Genomic DNA, 18170 nt, shown 5'->3' with positions numbered 1-18170 from the left:
ATAACGCGGCGATCCGGCAACACGGCAACAGAGCAAGGCGGCGCACCTGCAGCCTTGCTCTGTTCTGCATGAAGCGAGCACCGATGCTTAGACAATTTTCACAACGATTACTGCCTGCCGCTGCGTTCGCGCTGACCCTGGCGACCGGCGCGCATGCAGTTACGCTTCAAGACATGGAGGCCCGGTCGCAGGCCGGCGATGCCGCGGGCACCTATGCGCTGGCGCGCTACTACAGCGGCGCAAGCGGGACGGCACTGGATCGGCAGAAGTCCTTTGACTATCTGCTCCAGGCTGCGTCACAGGGCCATACCCCCGCGCAGGTCGACCTGGCCTTCACGTACTACAACGGCAACGATCGGGTGCCGAAGGATGCGGCGCAAGCCTTTCAGTGGTTCAGCAAGGCCGCGGCCGGCGGGTCCGTCATTTCCCAATGCCTGCTGGGCGACTTCTATAAGAACGGCATGGGCGGCGCACCGAAGGATGGCAAGCAGGCGTTCGCGTGGTACAGCAAGACCGCCACGACCAACGATCGTTGCGCACCGAAGTCCCAGTACGAATTGTTCGAGGCCTATGCATCCGGCCGCGGCGTCCCGCGCAATATGCCCACCGCCATCACCTGGTTGAAACGCGCCGCCGACGCGGGCAACCCCGTGGCCCAGGCACGGCTGGGTCGAGCCTACCTGAAAGGGGAAGGCGTGCCGCTGGACGACGCGCTGGGCCGGACCTGGATCAGGAAGTCCCGCGAAGGCGTCGCCCCGCATGAAGACGAGGACGACGACGCCCATGATCCGGGGGCGAAGGCGGCGGGGCATGGGCATGCTGGGCACCGGCACTGACCTGTGCACACGCGTCAAGGGCGCGTTGCGGCGCGTTCATGTACCGGCGATATGCATCCGGTTCTTGCCCGACGCCTTGGCCTGGTACATCGCTTCATCCGCTGCTCGCATCAGACTCTGGACATCAGCCGGCGCGGCCGCCGATACGAACGTGACCCCGATGCTGGCGGACACGGCAACGCTGCGTTCGGTCAGCGCGATGGGTTCGCCCACGGCCTTCAATACGCGCTGCAGCACGCCGCCGCATTGCGCCTCGCCTTCCAGGTCCCGCATGACGATGACGAATTCATCGCCGCCTATCCGTGCGACCACATCGCATTCCCTGACCGCCCGCGTCAAGCGCTGCGCCACGATCCGAAGCACGACATCGCCTTGCGCATGGCCGAGGGCGTCATTGATCGGCTTGAAACCGTCCAGGTCCAGATAGGCCACTGCCGCAAGCGACGTGGCGGGCGTTGCCGGGAACAGCAAGGTATCGAGCCGCTCGTAAATGTAGCGGCGATTTGGCAGGCCGGTCAGCGCGTCGTGCAATGCTGACCACTCCAGTTCCCGACCTGTGCGCTTGAGCACGATCAACGCGTGCACCAGGCCGCCCATGCCGACGCTGCACACGCCGATCAGGATCAGTTCGAACAGATGGCGTGACCACGCCGACACCGCCTGCAGCGGGGACACACACAGTGTCCAGCTGACGCCTTCGATGTGGACGCCCTCGCACACGGGCTGCGCAACCGGCGCGTCCGACCTGGCAATCACGCGCCGGTGCCCGGCTTCCGGATCCATACCCGCCAGTTCATACGCATAGCCCTGCAGCGACATCGCATCCAGGTTGGCGTCCTCCAGCGCGTCAGGCAACAGCAACGTGACGACGGTGTAGCCCCAGAACCTGCTGGCGCCCTGGGCGTCGGGCAGGAAAATCGGCAGCATGCCGATCGCGCCGACGGGCCCTTGGATAAGCTGGAACGGGCCGGAAAACTCGATGACGGGGTGATCAGGGTTGATCGCCGCAATAACCTTGTCGCGATCGACGCCTTCCAGCACGTCGTGATCCCTGACCAGCAGATTGCGGTCCAGGGGTTCGATCTGCCGGATGATGCCACCGGGCGCAAGCGACAGCGCGTACGCGCCCTTGTACATGGGCAGCAGGAACAGCGCTAGCCGCTCGAAATTGTCGACCTTGCCGTTGCCCTGGTAGACCATGACCGCCAGGGACCGGGTGGCCGTCAGCGCCCGGCTCACCACCCGTTCCACGGCAGACGCAAAGGTTGCCGCCACCGCGCTGGTCTGCGCGGCTTCCACCGCGCGGGCGTCCTCGGTCAGCTTGGACAACACAAAGCCGCCGAATGCCAGAAAGGCCAGGCACGCCAGCACGGGCAGCAGGATCAGGAAGGACTTGCGGCCCCGGCGACCGGCTGCGCGCCGCCGCGGCAAGGAAGCGATCGCAAGGGGCATGGATGACTCAGGGGGCGGGATTGGAAGGGACACGTGGCGACGGGCTCGGGATGCAACAGGCCAGCCCTGCGTCGGCGCAAGCCGTGCGATCTTAGCGTGCCGTCGGGTCCGTGGATTCCGTAGTTCCCACAGGAAAATTCCGCAACGCCATTGCCCTGTCAGCCGCGCATCAACACTGCTGAGCCTTGACGATTACGGGCAGAATGGCGGACCTGCCTACCTTGTCACAAGCCACAGATGCCCCTATCCCCCCGCGCCGTGTCGTTGACGATCGCAACCACCTGCTTTCTGTTGACCTGGCCTGCCCACGCCCAGGTGCCCTCCCCCATCGGTCTGTGGACCACGGTCGATGAAACCACCAAGGAACCGAAGGCGCTGATCCGGATTGTTTCGGTCAATGGGCAGTTGCAGGGATCGATAGACAAGCTGATCCTGAAGTCCGGCGCGACCCGGCGCCGCGCTGCGCCAAGTGCGAAGGCACGCTGTACAACGCGCCGATTGTCGGCCTGAAGATCCTGGACGGCTTTCGGGACGAGGATGGGGCGTATGTTGGCGGGACCATCCTCGACCCCGAAAACGGCAAGACCTACCGCAGCCGGATGACGTTGACGAACGACGGCACTGCGCTGGAGGTGCGCGGGTACATCGGCGTGCCCGCCTTCGGGCGGACGCAGACGTGGACGCGGGTCAAGTAGAGGCGACCCCGCGCGCTGCCTGCGAACCGTGCAGGCGGCTCAGCTATCCGACCACGGCGTCGTCGTCCACAGCTTCTTGAACCCCTCGGTGGCCTTGTCCAGCCGGGTCTTCCAGGCGGCGCCCTCGACGTAGTCCATCTCGGTAAATTGCGACTGGGTCTGCTTGATGAATTCCGGGTCCTGGGCAATGTCGCGCAGCGCGCGGGTCAGGGTCTGCTTCACGTCGTCAGGAATGCCGGCCGGGGCAACAATGCCACGTTCCGATGCAAAGACCAGATTGACGCCCTGCTCCTTGAAGCTGCGGGCGTCTTCGGCAAGCGGGGATCGCCCATCGCTTGCCTGCCCGAGTACGGTGACCTTGTCCTTGAACGGCATGACTTCCCCGACGTTCATGCCGCCGACGTCCACCTGGCCGCCCAGCACCGCGATGCGCAGCGGACCGGCGCCGTTGAACGGAATGTGGTTCAGGTCCACGCCGGTCAGTTGTTCGAACTGGACGAGCGCCAGGTGATCATCCGTGCCGACGCCGGTAGACCCGTAGCTGATCTTGCCGGGGTTGGCCTTGGCATCGGCGACAAGGTCGGCAAGGCTCTTGTACTTGCTGGTATTCAGCACACTGAAGGCACTCGGATCCCGGACCAGATTGGCAATGTACGTGAAGTCGCTGGCCTGATAGCGCGATTTGCGTTCGATCGGAATCGACACCAGGCCCGGCATGTTGGTCATGCCAAGCACATAGCCATCGGGCTTCGCGCGCGCCACGTAGCTCAGTCCGATTTCGCCCGAAGCACCGGCCTTGTTCGACACAATCACCGGCACGTTCAGCTTCTTCGACAGGTGTTGTGCGATGGTGCGGGCCGTGATGTCGGTGCCGCCGCCCGCGGCAAAGCCGACGACGATTTCGATCGGGCCCGCTGGCCACTTCTCGGCATCCGCGGCCCAGGCCGCAGAGGCAGACGCCATGGCAAAAGAGGATGCGAGCAATATGGCGATCGTGCGACGCTTGAAGTCGGGGGTCATGGTTGTCTCCTGATGATTAGCCATCTTGGTTTTTTTAATGGGGTGCAGCCGGTGCGGGCAGCTTAGCGAGTGGCCGGATCCGGAACCGTCGGGCAGCCCCAGTCGGCCCACAGCTTCGCGACCGCGGCGTAGTCGTCACGTCCGTATCCCGCGGCGACGCCCATGTCATAGACACTGTGCGACCCTTGGATCGCAAACAGGGGCACCCCCAGCGTCTGCGCCAGTTGCAGGGCCAGCACGGAATCCTTGCGCGCCGCGTCCAGGGGCATGCCGCCGTCGTAATCGCCCTTCATGATGCGATCCGCATATCGGTAGGTCAGCGGACGATGCAGGCCCATCTGGGCGTCCGACAGCAGTGCGATCAGCTTGGCGGAATCCACCCCTGCCGCAGTGGCCAGGGCGCCTGCTTCGGCCACGACCACCATCACGGCATGCGCCACCGCGTTGTTGATGACCTTGGCCGCAGCGCCGGCCCCCAGCGGGCCGAAATTCGTCTGCTTGCTGGCGATGGCGTCCAGCACGGGTTGTGCCTTGGCGATAGCGTCGAGGTTGCCTCCCAGTGCCAACGATGCCGTCCCGGCCACCATCTGCCCCACGCCCGCCATGATCGACGCGTCGACCAGATGAATGCCTAAGTTTTCCAACACGGCCTGTTCGGCCACGATATGTTCGGGATTGACGGTACTGGTCTCGAGCACGACGGCGCCGGTTGGCAGGTGCGGCGCGATCTGCCGCAACACCGACAAGGACACGGCCGGCGTCGGCAGACACAGCACGACGATGGAGGTGTCGGCCAGCATCTCGGGCGACGCGATGCGCTCGGCGCCAAATGCTTCCTGGGCTCGCTTGAGCTGAGCCGAGTCCAGATCGAACACCTGCGTGGAAAACTGACGGCCGATCCGTTCGGCCAAGGGGTAGCCCATGTTGCCGAGGCCGTAGATGGCGACGTTGCCTGCTTGCATGACGTTGGACTCCTGATTATTTGGCGATGGCCATGGGCTGGTCGTGCAGACCGACGTACATGCTCTTGACCTGCGCATAGAGCTTGAGTCCGTCGATGCCTTTTTCGCGCCCGACACCGCTGTTCTTGAAGCCGCCGAACGGCGTGCTCGTCACCGATTGTTTGTAGGTGTTGATCCACACCGAGCCGGCTTCCAGGGCACGGCCCATGCGCCACGCACGCTTGAAACTTTCCGTCCAGATGCCGCAGGCGAGGCCAAACGCGGTGCCATTGGCCTGGCGGATCAGATCGGCTTCGTCCTTGAAAGGCAAGGCGACGAGCACGGGGCCGAACGCTTCTTCCTGGCAGGTGGCCGATTCGAAGTCGAGTCCATCGATCACGGTGGGCAGGTAGAACGCGCCTTTGTCGAATGCGCTTTCGCTGGGAACGGCGCCGCCGCACAGGATGCGGCCGCCTTCTGTCCGCGCCCGATCCACAAAGGCCATGACGCGATCACGGTGGTGAAAGGACGCCAGGGGACCCATCTCGACGCCCGCCTCGTCCGGCATGCCCAGCTTGATCGTGCGGGCACGCTCGACCACCTGGTTCAGGACGTCGTCGTAGATAGCGGCTTCGATAAAAAGGCGCGATCCCGCCACGCAGGATTGACCCGCGGAACCGAAGATGCCGGCAACGACCGCCGCCACCGCAGGGTCCCTGTCCGCATCCGCAAACACGATATGGGGCGACTTGCCACCCAGTTCCAACGCTGCGGGAATCAGTTTTTCGCCCGCCGCGCGCCCGATCGCACGTCCGGACACGGTGCCGCCCGTGAACGACACCATCCGTACGCCGGGATGCGCGACCAGCGCCGCGCCGATGTCTGCCCCGCGTCCCTGCACGACCTGCAACAGATGCTCGGGCAGCCCCGCTTCCCTGGCGATGCGGGCAAGTTCCGGCGCCAGCAAGGGCGAATCTTCAGAAGGCTTGAGCAACACGGCATTGCCTGCCGCCAGGGCCGGGGCCACCTTGGTGGCGTCGTTCATGATGGGGGAATTCCACGGCGTGATGGCCGCGACGACACCGAACGGCTCCAGCACGGTGAACGACAGATAGTCGGACCGCGAGGGGGTCACGCTGCTTTCCAGCGTCTCGCATACGCCGGCGTAGTAGCGGAAGGTGCCGATGGCCGAATCGACCATGCCGCGGCATTCGCCCAGCGGCTTGCCGTTGTCCTGCATCTGCAGACGGGCCAGGCTGTCCTTCTCTTTTTCGATCGCGTCGGCGATCAGGTACAGCACCCGCGCGCGCTTGTGCGGCAGCATCTCGCGCCAGCCACTGGTATAAAACGCCTGCCATGCACGATCGACTGCGGCGTTCAGTTCGTCGATCGTCGTCACGGCAACGCGCGCGACTTCCTTTCCGTTTGCGGGATTGATGCTGATCAACTGTTCCGGCATGTTGGCCTGTCTCCTCAAGTGCCGCCTAGTCTAGGCAATTGCTTGTGAATGACAACGACCGCAATGTCGAAAAGCTTTTCACCAAAATTATTGATAATCAGGCCTATGACGACCGCAACCCCGCGCAGATCCAGGCGGAACGCTCCGCCGATCGATGACGATCGCAACCATACGGAACTGCCGCCCGGCGTGGTTGCGGTCATCGAAGCCATTGAGGTGGACATCATCCGTGGCCACCTGCTTCCCAGCGTGTGGCTGATCGAAGATCATCTGATGGAAGACTACGACGCGAAACGCCATGTGGTGCGGGCGGCGTTGAGCGAGCTTGGCCGGCTGGGCGTGGTGGTCAAGCAGCCGCATCGCGGCGCGCGCGTGCGGCGGTTCGAAGCTGAGTCACTGGCGCGGCTGCACCACTTCCGGAACATTCTTCATGTGTCGGCCGTGGATGCATTCGCGCTGCCTGTGGCGCCGGAACGCCTGGACCGTCTCAGGCTGGCGGCTGCCGAGCATGCGGAGGCCGTGGATAGCGGCGATCTGATCCGCATTCACCGTGCCAACATGGTGTTCCATCGGCGCTTCTACGGGCTCTGCGACAACCCCTACATCAGCGAGTCGATCCGTCTGCACGACTGGATCAGCTTTCCGGCGCGGGCCTATGGCATGTCGGATGAAACGTCGCTGCGTGTGGCCAAGGAAGAGCATCACGCCATGGTTGAAGCCGTGGCGGCGCAGGATCGGGCCTTGTTGCGGGATCTGGCGTGCCGGCATACCGTCAATGCCCGGAACCTGTATGAGCACAAGTTTCTGTTCAAGGGCGACCGGGTACGTTGAAGCAGTGGGTGGCCGCGCCCTAGGCGCCGCCCGTTTCCATCTGCGCCACCGCTGCCCTCCGGCACACCTCAAGAATTTCATCGGCCAGGGGCGAGTCGTCCGGGCAGGCGCGTGACAGCATCACTGCGCCTACGGCTTGCGCGATCAGCGCGAGCTTTCGTTCCCGCACGCCAGCGTCCTCGGCCTTTTCCGCACCCTGCTCGCTTCCCTCTGCCGTCCCCACCATGCGTTCCAGCCCCGCGGCGAACACCGCCTTAACGGGTTCGGGCTGGCGCGCGGCGTCGCCGCACAGGGCCGCCATGGTGCAGCCATCGGCCGGAGCGTCGCGGTGCGCGCGCGACAGGTAGTAGTCAATGAAGGCCTTGGGGTCCAGCGGGGCATCGCCGTTCGCCGCGCGGGCCAGGCCGCATTCGGCCGCCTCGACCATGAGGTCGGCCTTGGATTTGAAGTGTTTGTAGAAGCCGCCGTGCGTCAGCCCGGCCGCGGCCATGAGGTCGGCCACGCCGACGCCGTCGTAGCCGCGTTCACGGAACAGGGCGGCCGCGGTCTCGACAATACGCGCGCGATTGGCTTGCGACTGGGCTTTGGAAATCTTCATGGCAGCGGTCCTCGTTCAGGCTGACGACAGCCGTCACTATACATTGATGCCGATCATAATCAAAACCGTTGACAGTTCTGATTATGGTCGTCATCATTAGACGACTTGCTGACCGAGCCGACTCGATCAGCGTCCCCCGATCCGCTTGATGCAGAGGCTACCCATGACCGATACCGCACTGTTCGCCCCCTATTCCCTGGGACCGCTCACCCTGAAGAACCGCATCGTGATGGCGCCCCTGACGCGCACCCGTGCCGGTGATGGCCTGGTCCCGAGCGATCTGGCGCCGGCCTATTACGCCCAACGCGCGTCGGCCGGGTTGCTGATTGCCGAGGCAACGCAGATTTCCGCGCAGGCGCAGGGCTATCAGGACACCCCGGGCATCTACACCCCGGAACAGATGGCTGGCTGGCGCAAGGTGACGGACGCGGTGCACGCCAAGGGCGGCAAGATATTTGTCCAGCTTTGGCATGTGGGCCGTATCTCGCATGTGGATCTGTAGCCGGGGGGCGCCGCACCGGTTGCGCCGTCCGCCATCCGCGCCGACACCAAGACCTACGTGAACAACGGCTTTGCCGACGTGTCCGAGCCGCGCGCCCTGACCCTTGAAGAAATACCTGTGATCGTCAACGATTTCCGTCAGGCGGCCGCCAACGCGATGGCGGCGGGTTTTGACGGGGTGGAAGTGCATGGCGCGAATGGCTACCTGCTGGAGCAGTTTGCCAAAGACGGGTCGAACGTGCGGACGGATGCCTACGGCGGGTCGATCGAACACCGCGCACGCCTGCTGCTGGAAGTGACGGCCGCCGTCGCCAAGGAAATCGGCGCCGACCGGACGGGCGTGCGGCTGTCCCCTGTGTCTCCGGCCAACGGCATTTCGGATAGCGACCCGCAGCCGCTGTACGACTACATCGTCGAACAGCTCAGTGCACTGAATGTTGTGTATATCCACGTGATCGAAGGCGCGACGGGTGGCCCGCGCGACGTTGCGCCGTTCGACTTTGCGTCGCTGCGCCGCCGCTTCAGGAATACCTATCTGGCCAACAACGGCTATGACCTTGCCCGCGCGCAGACCGCGTTGAAAGACGGCAGCGCCGATCTGTTTGCCTTTGGCCGTCCCTTCATTGCCAACCCCGATCTGGTCGAACGCTTCAAGGCTGGCGCGCCGCTGGCAGCACTGGACCCGAACACCTTGTATGGCAAGGGTGCAAAGGGCTATTCCGATTATCCGACAATGGCCGAAACCGCCTGATCGGCGAATCGACCCCTATTCACCTTTCAGGCGACATCCATCATGGCACTTTCCAACACTGTATTGATCACCGGCGCGTCCAGCGGCATCGGCGCCACCTATGCTGAACGTTTTGCCAAGCGGCAGCACGATCTGGTTCTGGTTGCGCGCGACGCAACGCGGCTGCAGGCGCTTGCCGACACGCTGCGCAAAACCTACGGCGTCAACGTCGACGTGTTGCCCGCGGACCTGACCCAGCCTGCGGACATCGCGCGGGTGGAAGCCCGGCTGCGCGATGACGCATCGATCGGCATCCTGATCAACAACGCCGGCATTGCGCAAGCCGGGGGCTTTGTCACCCAAACCGCGGACGCCATCGATCGGCTGGTGACGCTGAACACGACTGCGCCGACGCGGCTGGCCGCGGCCACTGCGCCCCGACTGGTCGCCGCCGGCACGGGATCCATCGTCAATATCGGGTCGGTGGTGGGCATGGCGCCCGAATTCGGCATGTCGATCTACGGCGCGACCAAGGCGTACATGCTGTTCCTGTCGCAAAGCCTGGCGATGGAACTTGGACCGAAGGGGGTGTATGTGCAGGCGGTGTTGCCCGCGACGACGCGCACCGAGATCTGGGAACGCGCCGGCATGGATCTGTCCGCCATGCCCGAAGTGATGGAGGTGGGCGAACTGGTTGACGCCGCCCTGGTGGGATTCGATCGCCGCGAAGCCGTCACCATTCCGCCCCTGCACGATGACGCGCAATGGAAGGGACTGGACGGCGCGCGGCAGGCCTTGCTGGGCGGGCTGCGGCAGGCGCATGCCGCGCCGCGATATCAGGCTTGAGGGCTTAGCCCCACTGCATTTCGCCCTTGGCCACCTTGGCGCCGATCTGCAGGGCCACGCCCATGCCGGCGTCAGGATAGCGCCGGGTCATGGCAGCAATCAGCGCCGCGCTGTCCGATGCCTTGGCCAGTTCCGTTTCAAACGCGACCAGGTAGTCGCGCGTGTAGCGGATGGCGGAGGCCTCCATGGTGCTGCCGGTGGCCATGTGCCCCGGTACCACCACGGCGGGCTTGCGGGCGGCCATGGCGTCCAGCGCCTTGATCCATGCCGCGCGGGCGGGTGCGCCCTGGGTATCCGCGGTCCACACGTGCACGCCTGAAAACACCAGCACACCGCCGAAGACGGCGTTCAACGCGGGCACCCACAGATAGCGCCGGTTCGGCAGGCCGGCCGCATCCACGATGTCGATTGCCTGGCCTTCCAGCATCAGCCTGCCGCCGTCAAAGGCTTCCGGCATGACGATGTCGGCCAGGGTCTGCGGGCCGTTCTCTTTCAGTTGCGGTCCCCAGGTCGCCAGCTTCTTTTCCACATTGCCCTTGATGGCGGCAAGGGTGGACGACGCCGCGATGACCTTGGCTGACGGGAACGCGGCCCTGATCGGACCGAGGCTGAAGTAATAGTCCGGATCGCTCTGGCTGATATAGATGGTCGTCAGCGTCTTGCCGCTGGCGCGGATGGCATCGACCATGGCTTTGCCGTCCGGCAACGTGAATCCGCCATCGATCAACACCGCGTCACGCGCGCCGGACAGCAGCACCGGGGCGCGGTAGAACCCGCCTTCGCCCGCCGGGTAGGCTTTCCAGGACAGGGCCGGAGCACGCGACGCCGCCGGCGTGGCAGCGATCGCGGTGCGGGCGCCCAGGAAGGTCGCGGCGATCGCGGTGGCGGCGGCGGTTTTGATGAGCTCTCTACGTGTGGTCATGGCAATGCCTTGAGATGAAAACGGGTGAATGCGAAAGGTGCTGCGGTCTTGCAAGCGTCAACCGACCCTGCATGACGAAGAAACCCATCAGACGGCGTTCAACAGGCCGATCAGGGCTGACGGATTGCCGTAACTGGAAGAATGGTCGACCAACGACAGATGGTTGCCCGAGTCAACGATCAGCGCGGGAACGCCGCGCACGCCGAACTGCCGCATGAATTGCTGGGCGCGTTGCATGCGTTCGCGGGTGGCTGCCGCCAGGTCACGACCCGGTGCGGACAGCGCGCTTGCCGCGGCGTCCAGTCCCTCGGCCGCCAGCACCTTCCCAAGCGTTTCGGTGGACGTGACATCGCGGCCGTCGACATACCGCGCCTGCTGAATCGCCGCGAGGGCATCAAGTTGGCGGCTGGGCGCGGTCAGGGCAACCGCCGTCAGGGCGACGGTGGCGGCGCCACTGTCGAAGGGTTGCACGCGATTGGCCAGCACCTGGTCGCGGTACGCCGGCGTAAAGCGCTGGCCGGTCAGGCGCTGGATACGCTGGTCGTTGGACCACGCGTAGGCGGCAAACGTATCGTCCATCAACCGCGCCCCGGTGCCCGTGAACAGTCCGGCGGGCAGCAGTTCGATGTGGATGCCCGGCAAGTCCTTGACAGCGGCCAGGGCCGGCATGGCCGCGTAGCACCAGCCGCACAGCGGATCGAAAACGTAGTACAGGATGTTGGTAGCGGAATCAGTGCTTGGCGTCATGGAAGGTCTCCGGTATGGAAGCCATCGTAGATCCGCGGCATTGATTGATAAATACATACATGCTAAACACAATGTATGCCTAAGCCATACAATCAAAACGACGCCGGGCCGGGCGGTATCGGCAATCTTCGGCGCCTGTCCTACTTTGTGGCCGTGGTCGAAACCGGGTCCTTCACGGCGGCCGCTGAACGGCTGGGGATCACCAAGGCGGTGGTCAGCCAGCAGGTCGCGCGGCTGGAAAGCGAATTCAGGACGTCGCTGCTGGTGCGCACTACCCGCAAGGTGCAGCCCACCGAAACCGGCCAGGCCTTTTACCATCGCTGCGCCGCCATCCTGCAGGACGCCGAAGCGGCCTTTGGCGAACTGGCCGAAGGATCAACCGAACCGACCGGCACGCTCAGGTTGACCGCCCCGTTCGACTACGGCGTGGGTGTCCTGGTCCCGGTGATCGCCGCGTTCACCCAGCGCTACCCCTCCTGCAAGGTTGACGCGCGGCTGAGTGACGAGATGCTGGATCTGATGTCCGGCAACATCGAACTGGCGATCCGTGTGGGCTGGCTGGCGGAAAGCGGCTTGCAGGCACGCAAGATCGGCGCCTTCCAGCAGTTGCTGGTGGCTGCCCCCGCCCTGGCATCAAAGGTGGCGCGGTTGAAACGCCCGGAAGAGATTGCCGCCCTGCCCTTCGTCGCCAACACCGCGCTGCGCGACCCGGCGCGCTGGCAGTTCACGTCCAGCGACGGACAACGCAAGACCGTGACGGTGCATCCGTCGATCCTGCTCGACGCGACCCTGGCCGTGCGGGAAGCCGTCATTCATGGCGCGGGATTGTCGGTGCTGCCGGATTATGCGATCGCTCAGGATCTTGCGGCCGGACGGTTGATCCCGGTTCTGCCCACGTGGCGGCTGCCTGCGGGCGGCATCCACGCCGTGTTCCCGTCGGCGCGATTCCGGCCCGCCAAGGTGCGGGCGTTTGTGGACATGCTGATGGAGCGCTGAAAAGCGTCAGGGCGCCATCGCTTCAAGCATCGCGGCCGCCTGGGCAAGTCCTTGCAGGATCACGTCGGCAATCTGAGGAGAGAACCCTTTGGGCAAATCGGCGCTGACTTCTGCAATGACTTGGGGCGTACGCGCCAGGATCGCTTCAATGAGCGGTTCGGCGCTGGCGGCGTAGCCCACCTTTTGCGCCGTGGTGTTGAAGTGCCGACGCTGTATGTCGTGCATGGCGTAGTGGCGATTCTTGCCCAGCAACGCCATCGCCAGCTTGACGTCAAACGGCGACCATTGCGCGGCGCCCTTGCCCATGACGGGGTAAGCGGACATCACGTCATACATGCGCGTCAGCCTGAATTGGCCGCGCGGCAGGAGGTGGATGCTGAAGTTCTTGGCATGACCGTCCGGTGCACGCAGCATCCAGAAAAGTATCTGCGCGGTCATCAGCGTCGTCATATCCGCATCGGCGTCGACCGACCGCCGCAGCGCCGTGAACAACGCTTTGAGTCCAGGGCCCCCTTCGTTTTCATACTTGTGCAGCGGGGAGCACCCTTCGACCTGGCAAAAATCTTCTTGCGGCAGACGGAGCAGCCACCGTCCATCGGGCGCAAGTCGCCGGTCGAACCGTTCGACGACCAGTACCCGCTGTGTGCCAAAGGTCTCGATCTGCGCGTTGGCAACGGCCAGGCCGTACGCCTTCAGGATGCGCAAGCACAACCATTCGTTGTCGACCGACGCCGTGAAGTCCGCCTGCCTTCCCCCCATCAGGCCCAATGGAAGCTTGAAAATATGGCTGGTCGGCGTCGTGCCGCGCGGCGCGCACCACTGGCCTTGCCAACGCAGGAATGCCGTCTTTTCCTGGGCCCCTGCCAGCGAGATGCGGAAGTCTGCATCAGGTCCGTAGGCCCCGCCGAATCCATTGGGCGACACGGTGGCGATCAGGTGGCGCTCGATGTCCTCTTCGGACATGGGCACACTGTCGATTCGGTCGAAACCATCGGGGGATTCGTCCTCGCCAAGGATTTGCACCGCGCCGACGCAGTCACGGCCAACCGCTTTCAACAGGTCGAATGCGTCAGTCGATGCTGTCCTGAAGCGGTCGGCCACGCGGCGCCGGATGGCATCGCTGTCGGGCAGCAGATTGTCGAAATAATTGGCGACTTTGTCGCCCTTGATCGGGGCGTTCGACAGATTGAAAGGCAGTGAGAGCGATAGCGGGCGTCCGACGTCCGCACCTACCCAATCAGCGTCGTACTGCAATTCCGGCGCATCCCGCGCAGGAATCGTCCAGCGCCCGATGCGCACGCCGTTCGTCCACAGGGACAGGCTTCGGCTGTGTGAGCTGCGCCCCATGTCACCAGTCCGTGGCAGCAGGTGCCGATGCGGCCGTGCCCCGCTTGCCGATCGATAACTCCAACCCCAGCACCGCACACCAGGCAAGGAGCTGTTCCGCGCTGAGCTGTTCCGGATGCAATTCCAGGTGGGACACGCGAGATTGGCTGAGGCCAATCCGGGCGCCGATGTCCGCCTGGGTCAGCCCCAGTGCGCGCCGGGCGGCTTGAAACTCCAGACTCAGTTGTGCGCTGGTGATCAGAACGTGACGGGACATGAGTGGGCCTTACCTGCAATACAAGTAAATGTAATTTACCTGATATACGAATAAAAGCAAAATATTCGTATTGCAGCTAAGGCTGGGTCGTTAAAGCGCACCCATCGCGCGCAGTACGCGCTCGGGCGTCAGGGGCAATGTGAAGACGCGGCCGGCGCCCATCGACGCCAGCGCATCATTGAGCGCGTTCATGACAGCCGCCGCTGCACCCACGGTTCCCGCTTCGCCAACGCCGACGATGCCGAGCCCGTCATCCGTGAACGCGGGACTGTCGGCGTGGATCAATTCAATGTCGGGCAGATCGACGGCCATGGGCAGGTCGTAGCTGGCCAGGGACGACGCAAGCGAACGGCCTTGCGCATCGTAGGCGCACTCTTCCATCAACGCGGCGCCCAGGCCTTGCGCGACGCCGCCGCGAACCTGTTCGTTAACCAGCACGGGATTGACGACTCGGCCTGCCTCGTGGACGACGATATGGCGGAGCAGACGGATCTGGCCGGTGCCAGGATCGACCTCGATGTGCGACAACTGGATGCCGGTGCCGCACCGGAAGGGCTGCTTGAGCGGGCCGTAGGTGGTGCTGGTGGCCAGTTGCGGCTGGATGCCGCTGAATTCGTAAGGCCGGAAGTGGGCGGCTTCAGCCAGTGCACGCAGGGCAAGGCGGGGCATGCCATCGTTGACGTTCACAATCTGATCGTTGCAAAGGTCAAGCATGTCGGCCTGGGTCTTGAGCAGGATCGCGGCCAGCTTCAGGATCTCTGTACGCAGCAGGACGGCAGCGTCGTAGGCGGCCTGACCGCCGATTGCCATGCCGCGGGAACCCCAGGTTCCGCCGCCGTGCGACGTGATGGCGGTGTCTCCGGTCAGCACGTCCACGCGGTCAGGCGCCACACCCAGGCCATGCGCGACCACCTGCCGCACGCCCATCTCGGTGCCCTGCCCCTGCTCGGTCACACTGGAAATGCAGCGAAAGTGACCGGACGGTTCCAGGCGCAGCGTGCACCCGTCGCGGCTGGATACCGCCTGTTCGCCCTGCCCGTAGAACCACGGGCCGCGCGACGTCTGTTCCACGAAGGCGGCGATGCCGAGGCCCTGGATGCGGCCGGACGCACGGGCGTCGGCGATCGACGCGCGCAGGGCAGCAAGGTCCACTTCCTGTTCCAGCGCGGCCAGGCTTTGCGTGAAGGCCAGTCGTTCAAAGCGCGTACCCGTGGGCGACACATACGGGAAGTCGGACGGCTGCAGGAAGTTGCGGCGGCGCACTTCAATCGGGTCGATGCCGCAGGCGCGGGCGGCCTCGTCAATCAAGGCTTCGGTCACCGCGCAGGCCAGGGGGTGGCCCACGCCGCGGTAATGCCCTGCCATACCCTTGTTCTGGAAGACGATGTCGGCGGATGCCGCGAAGGCGTCGAAGCGATACGGTGCTCCGCACAGGCCCATGATTGCGCGGGGCTCGCCCAGGCTGGATCGCGGATATTGCGAGTACGGCCCGATCGCGTACAGGTCCTGCACCTGGAACGCCAGCAGCTTGCCCTGCGCATCCACCGCCAGCTTGCCGGCGACCCGGTGTTCCCGGGCCTGGATGTCGGACAGCATGGACTCGTTGCGATCCGCAATGAATCGCACCGTGCACCCCAGCAGGACTGCTGCGGCGCACACGGCCAGTTCGTCGCCATAGAGCTGCTGCTTGATGCCGAATGCGCCGCCCACGTCCGGGCAGATGACGCGGACCCGATGGGCGTCCAACCCGAGCAGATTCGCGTATTCCTCTTGCATCTGGTGCGGGCACTGATGGCTCAGGTGCACCGTCAATCGTCGTTCGTTCGGCTCGAATTCGGCAACCAGGCCGCGGGTTTCCAAGGGAACGCCGGTATGCCGATTGAAGCCGAAGTCGCACGCGACGACATGCGCGGCGGTGGCGAACACGGCATCAGGCTGGCCAGACTGCTGGTCCAGATGCAGCACCAGATTGCTGGGCAGATCGGCATGCATGGGCGGCGCGGCCAGTGCAGCCCGCGGGTCGGTCAGTGCCGGCAGTTCGTCCCACTCCACCACCACGCGCGCGCAGGCATCTTCCGCTTGCGCGCGGCTGTCGGCGATCACCATCACGACGGGTTCGCCGTGCCATCGCGCGGTATCGATCGCCAACGGATGTTGCAAGGGTGCCTGCAGGTCCGGGAACGCGGCGGTGGCGCCGCGATAGCCCTGGCAGATGGGGGCAATGTCCGCGCCGGTCAGGACGGCTTCGACGCCTGGCATGTGGCGCGCTGCGTCGACGTCGATGCGGACGATGCGCGCGTGGCCCCACGGGCTGCGCAGGAAGGCGGCGTGCAGGCTGGTGGGAAACGGCAGGTCAGCCACGTAGCGGCCGCGGCCTGCCAGCAGGCGGCGGTTGCGGGGCGACGACAGCCCGCGGCCGAGTGCCTCGCCTTCACGCATTGGCGTCCCCAGCGCCGCGGCGCAGCCCGGCCGTATCGACCACCGCATCCACAATGGCGTGATAGCCCGTGCACCGGCAAAGATTGCCGGTCAAGGCCGCGCGCACCCCGTCGCGCGTGATGGCAGGGTCGCTGCGCAGCGCATCGTCGGCGGTGAGCAGCATGCCTGCCGTGCAGAAGCCGCACTGCAAGGCTGCGTGCCGAAAGAAAGCGTCTTGCAGATCGGCCAGCTCGCCGCTGGCGTTCAGGCCTTCGATCGTGTCGATGCGCATGCCCTCGGCCTGCACGGCCAGCATGAGGCAGGCGCGCACCACGGCGCCATCGGCGCGGACGGTGCACGCGCCGCATTGTCCTTGCTCACAACCCAGGTGCGTGCCGGTCAGGCCCAGCACGTCACGCAGATAATCGGCCAGCGTCATGCGCACCGGCACGTCATGCGAGCGAAGCTTGCCATTGACGGTGCAGCGCAGGCGCAAGGTGGGTTCGTCGGCAATCAGGGCGGAGGCGGTCATGTCAGGGGGCCGGGATGCGGCATGGCTGGGGAAAGGTCCAAGGACGCGCGCAGCTTGGCCACCGCACGGGTCAGCGTGGCGGCCAAGTGCAAGCGGTAGGCGGCGTCGTCCCGTTCGACCAGCGGCGTCAGCTCGGCGCGCAGGGTTGCACGGATGGCGTCGACATCAAGGGCAACGCCCACGCCCTCCTCGCCGCGCTGCCTTGCCGTCATCCCACGCAATGCATGCGAGATGCGCTCCCCGGTCGCCGGCAGCAGCCGGGGCCGATCCGACACGCCGCCCACGGCGATGCGCACCGACGGTGCCTGACCGATTATCGGATCAACGGACAATGCGATGCTCGCCAAGGCGGGCGCGGTGGGCCGTCGGGCAATCTCGTCAACGAAGTGGAAACTGTCTGGTCCGGCCACTGGTACGCGGACACAAGCGATGTATTCATCGGGACGGCGCACCGTGCAGAACGCACCGGCAAAGAACGACTCGGCCGCCACCTCGCGCACGCCCGACGATGCGCGCAGGCAAACCCGCGCGCCCGACGCCACCGCGATCAGCGGAAGCTCGCCGCCCGGATCGGCATACGCCAGCGACCCGCAGACCGTGCCCCGGTTGCGCACCGCCACATTGCCGATATGCGCGGCGGCCGCCGCCCAGCCCGGCGCGTGCCGTTGCACCAGGTGATGGTTGAGCAGGTCGCCATGACGGACCAGCGGCCCGATGTGCAACCATCCGCCGGGCCGCGGAGCCGACGCCTCTGCATGGACGCCCAAGGACGCCGTTTGCAACGGGTCATCCGCCGCCAGGCCCAGCGCAATCCCACCGGCGTCCGGCAAGTGGTTGATATCCACCACTACCTTGACGGCGCGCGTCCGCAGCGCCAGTTCCGGCATCAGGCTCTGCCCGCCCGACAGCACAGCGGCATCGGCGCCATATCGGGCAAGCGCATCGAGCAACTCGGCTTCGCTGCGCGGCCGCACATAGTGGATAGGAGCGAGCTTCATGGCGCGGGCGTCACGACTGCAGGCTTCCCGACTGCCGGCGTTACC

18 protein-coding genes and 1 pseudogene are annotated in these 18170 nt (G+C 65.1%); 7 read left to right on the top strand and 12 right to left on the bottom strand.

Going from position 1 to position 18170, the window contains the following annotated elements:
- Positions 1–83: 83 nt before the first annotated feature.
- Positions 84–836 (top strand): tetratricopeptide repeat protein, encoded by a 753-nt coding sequence (locus HD883_RS02695; RefSeq protein ID WP_179587948.1) that lies wholly within the window; start codon positions 84–86, stop codon positions 834–836.
- A 36-nt stretch (positions 837–872) separates the two neighbouring features.
- Here the strand turns inward: HD883_RS02695 and HD883_RS02690 are convergent, their stop codons facing one another.
- Positions 873–2288: a sensor domain-containing diguanylate cyclase gene (locus HD883_RS02690; RefSeq protein WP_179587949.1), complete on the bottom strand. Its 1416-nt coding sequence runs from the start codon at positions 2286–2288 to the stop codon at positions 873–875.
- Positions 2289–2525: 237 nt separating this feature from the next.
- Between HD883_RS02690 and HD883_RS27570 the strand changes: the two genes are divergently transcribed.
- The gene (locus HD883_RS27570) at positions 2526–2798 is read left to right on the top strand and encodes a hypothetical protein (protein ID WP_257021965.1); all 273 of its coding nucleotides are present in this window, start codon (positions 2526–2528) and stop codon (positions 2796–2798) included.
- Positions 2702–2983 carry a DUF2147 domain-containing protein gene (locus HD883_RS27565; protein ID WP_373563416.1) on the top strand — a complete coding sequence of 94 codons (282 nt, stop codon included), beginning with the start codon at positions 2702–2704 and terminating at the stop codon, positions 2981–2983. Before HD883_RS27570 ends, HD883_RS27565 begins: the two co-directional genes overlap by 97 nt.
- Positions 2984–3022: 39 nt before the next feature.
- On the opposite strand, the gene HD883_RS02680 is transcribed toward HD883_RS27565, so the two are convergent.
- The 3 genes from HD883_RS02680 to HD883_RS02670 all read right to left on the bottom strand — a co-directional run bounded on the left by HD883_RS02680 (position 3023) and on the right by HD883_RS02670 (position 6403).
- The gene (locus HD883_RS02680; RefSeq protein WP_257021964.1) at positions 3023–4003 is read right to left on the bottom strand and encodes a tripartite tricarboxylate transporter substrate binding protein; all 981 of its coding nucleotides are present in this window, start codon (positions 4001–4003) and stop codon (positions 3023–3025) included.
- Between the two features lie 62 nt (positions 4004–4065).
- On the bottom strand, positions 4066–4965 hold the full coding sequence (locus tag HD883_RS02675) for an NAD(P)-dependent oxidoreductase (protein WP_179587950.1): 900 nt from the start codon (positions 4963–4965) through the stop codon (positions 4066–4068).
- Between the two features lie 16 nt (positions 4966–4981).
- Positions 4982–6403: an aldehyde dehydrogenase gene (locus HD883_RS02670; RefSeq protein ID WP_179587951.1), complete on the bottom strand. Its 1422-nt coding sequence runs from the start codon at positions 6401–6403 to the stop codon at positions 4982–4984.
- Positions 6404–6592: 189 nt separating this feature from the next.
- Here HD883_RS02670 and HD883_RS02665 point away from each other — a divergent pair, with 189 nt between their 5' ends.
- Positions 6593–7234, top strand: a complete 642-nt coding sequence (locus HD883_RS02665) for a GntR family transcriptional regulator (RefSeq protein ID WP_179587952.1) — start codon at positions 6593–6595, stop codon at positions 7232–7234.
- A 19-nt stretch (positions 7235–7253) separates the two neighbouring features.
- Here the strand turns inward: HD883_RS02665 and HD883_RS02660 are convergent, their stop codons facing one another.
- Complete coding sequence (locus HD883_RS02660; RefSeq protein ID WP_179587953.1) at positions 7254–7832, bottom strand: TetR/AcrR family transcriptional regulator; 579 nt, start codon at positions 7830–7832, stop codon at positions 7254–7256.
- Positions 7833–7995: 163 nt separating this feature from the next.
- On the opposite strand from HD883_RS02660, the pseudogene HD883_RS02655 reads away from it, so the two are divergent.
- Together HD883_RS02655 and HD883_RS02650 are read left to right on the top strand one after the other, a co-directional pair.
- Positions 7996–9084, top strand: a pseudogene (locus tag HD883_RS02655) (alkene reductase).
- A gap of 42 nt (positions 9085–9126) precedes the next feature.
- Complete coding sequence (locus HD883_RS02650) at positions 9127–9909, top strand: SDR family NAD(P)-dependent oxidoreductase (RefSeq protein ID WP_179587954.1); 783 nt, start codon at positions 9127–9129, stop codon at positions 9907–9909.
- Between the two features lie 4 nt (positions 9910–9913).
- On the opposite strand, the gene HD883_RS02645 is transcribed toward HD883_RS02650, so the two are convergent.
- Positions 9914–10831 carry an MBL fold metallo-hydrolase gene (locus HD883_RS02645; RefSeq protein WP_179587955.1) on the bottom strand — a complete coding sequence of 306 codons (918 nt, stop codon included), beginning with the start codon at positions 10829–10831 and terminating at the stop codon, positions 9914–9916.
- A gap of 87 nt (positions 10832–10918) precedes the next feature.
- Complete coding sequence (locus tag HD883_RS02640; protein WP_179587956.1) at positions 10919–11578, bottom strand: DsbA family protein; 660 nt, start codon at positions 11576–11578, stop codon at positions 10919–10921.
- Between the two features lie 75 nt (positions 11579–11653).
- On the opposite strand from HD883_RS02640, the gene HD883_RS02635 reads away from it, so the two are divergent.
- Entirely contained in the window at positions 11654–12574 is a 921-nt protein-coding gene (locus HD883_RS02635; protein WP_179587957.1) for a LysR family transcriptional regulator, read from the top strand.
- A 6-nt stretch (positions 12575–12580) separates the two neighbouring features.
- Here the strand turns inward: HD883_RS02635 and HD883_RS02630 are convergent, their stop codons facing one another.
- The 5 genes from HD883_RS02630 to HD883_RS02610 all read right to left on the bottom strand — a co-directional run bounded on the left by HD883_RS02630 (position 12581) and on the right by HD883_RS02610 (position 18125).
- Positions 12581–13921 carry a type II toxin-antitoxin system HipA family toxin gene (locus tag HD883_RS02630; RefSeq protein WP_179587958.1) on the bottom strand — a complete coding sequence of 447 codons (1341 nt, stop codon included), beginning with the start codon at positions 13919–13921 and terminating at the stop codon, positions 12581–12583.
- A gap of 1 nt (position 13922) precedes the next feature.
- Complete coding sequence (locus HD883_RS02625) at positions 13923–14177, bottom strand: helix-turn-helix domain-containing protein (protein WP_179587959.1); 255 nt, start codon at positions 14175–14177, stop codon at positions 13923–13925.
- Positions 14178–14267: 90 nt separating this feature from the next.
- Entirely contained in the window at positions 14268–16616 is a 2349-nt protein-coding gene (locus HD883_RS02620) for a xanthine dehydrogenase family protein molybdopterin-binding subunit (RefSeq protein WP_179587960.1), read from the bottom strand.
- Positions 16609–17127 (bottom strand): (2Fe-2S)-binding protein, encoded by a 519-nt coding sequence (locus tag HD883_RS02615; protein WP_179587961.1) that lies wholly within the window; start codon positions 17125–17127, stop codon positions 16609–16611. Before HD883_RS02615 ends, HD883_RS02620 begins: the two co-directional genes overlap by 8 nt.
- Positions 17124–18125 carry an FAD binding domain-containing protein gene (locus tag HD883_RS02610; RefSeq protein ID WP_179587962.1) on the bottom strand — a complete coding sequence of 334 codons (1002 nt, stop codon included), beginning with the start codon at positions 18123–18125 and terminating at the stop codon, positions 17124–17126. Before HD883_RS02610 ends, HD883_RS02615 begins: the two co-directional genes overlap by 4 nt.
- Between the last annotated feature and the right edge of the window lie 45 nt (positions 18126–18170).

Source organism: Pigmentiphaga litoralis (assembly GCF_013408655.1).
GTDB classification, from domain to species: Bacteria; Pseudomonadota; Gammaproteobacteria; order Burkholderiales; family Burkholderiaceae_B; genus Pigmentiphaga; species Pigmentiphaga litoralis_A.
The sequence above is the reverse complement of the archived record's forward strand: the minus strand, read 5'-3'. Positions and strand labels throughout refer to the sequence as shown.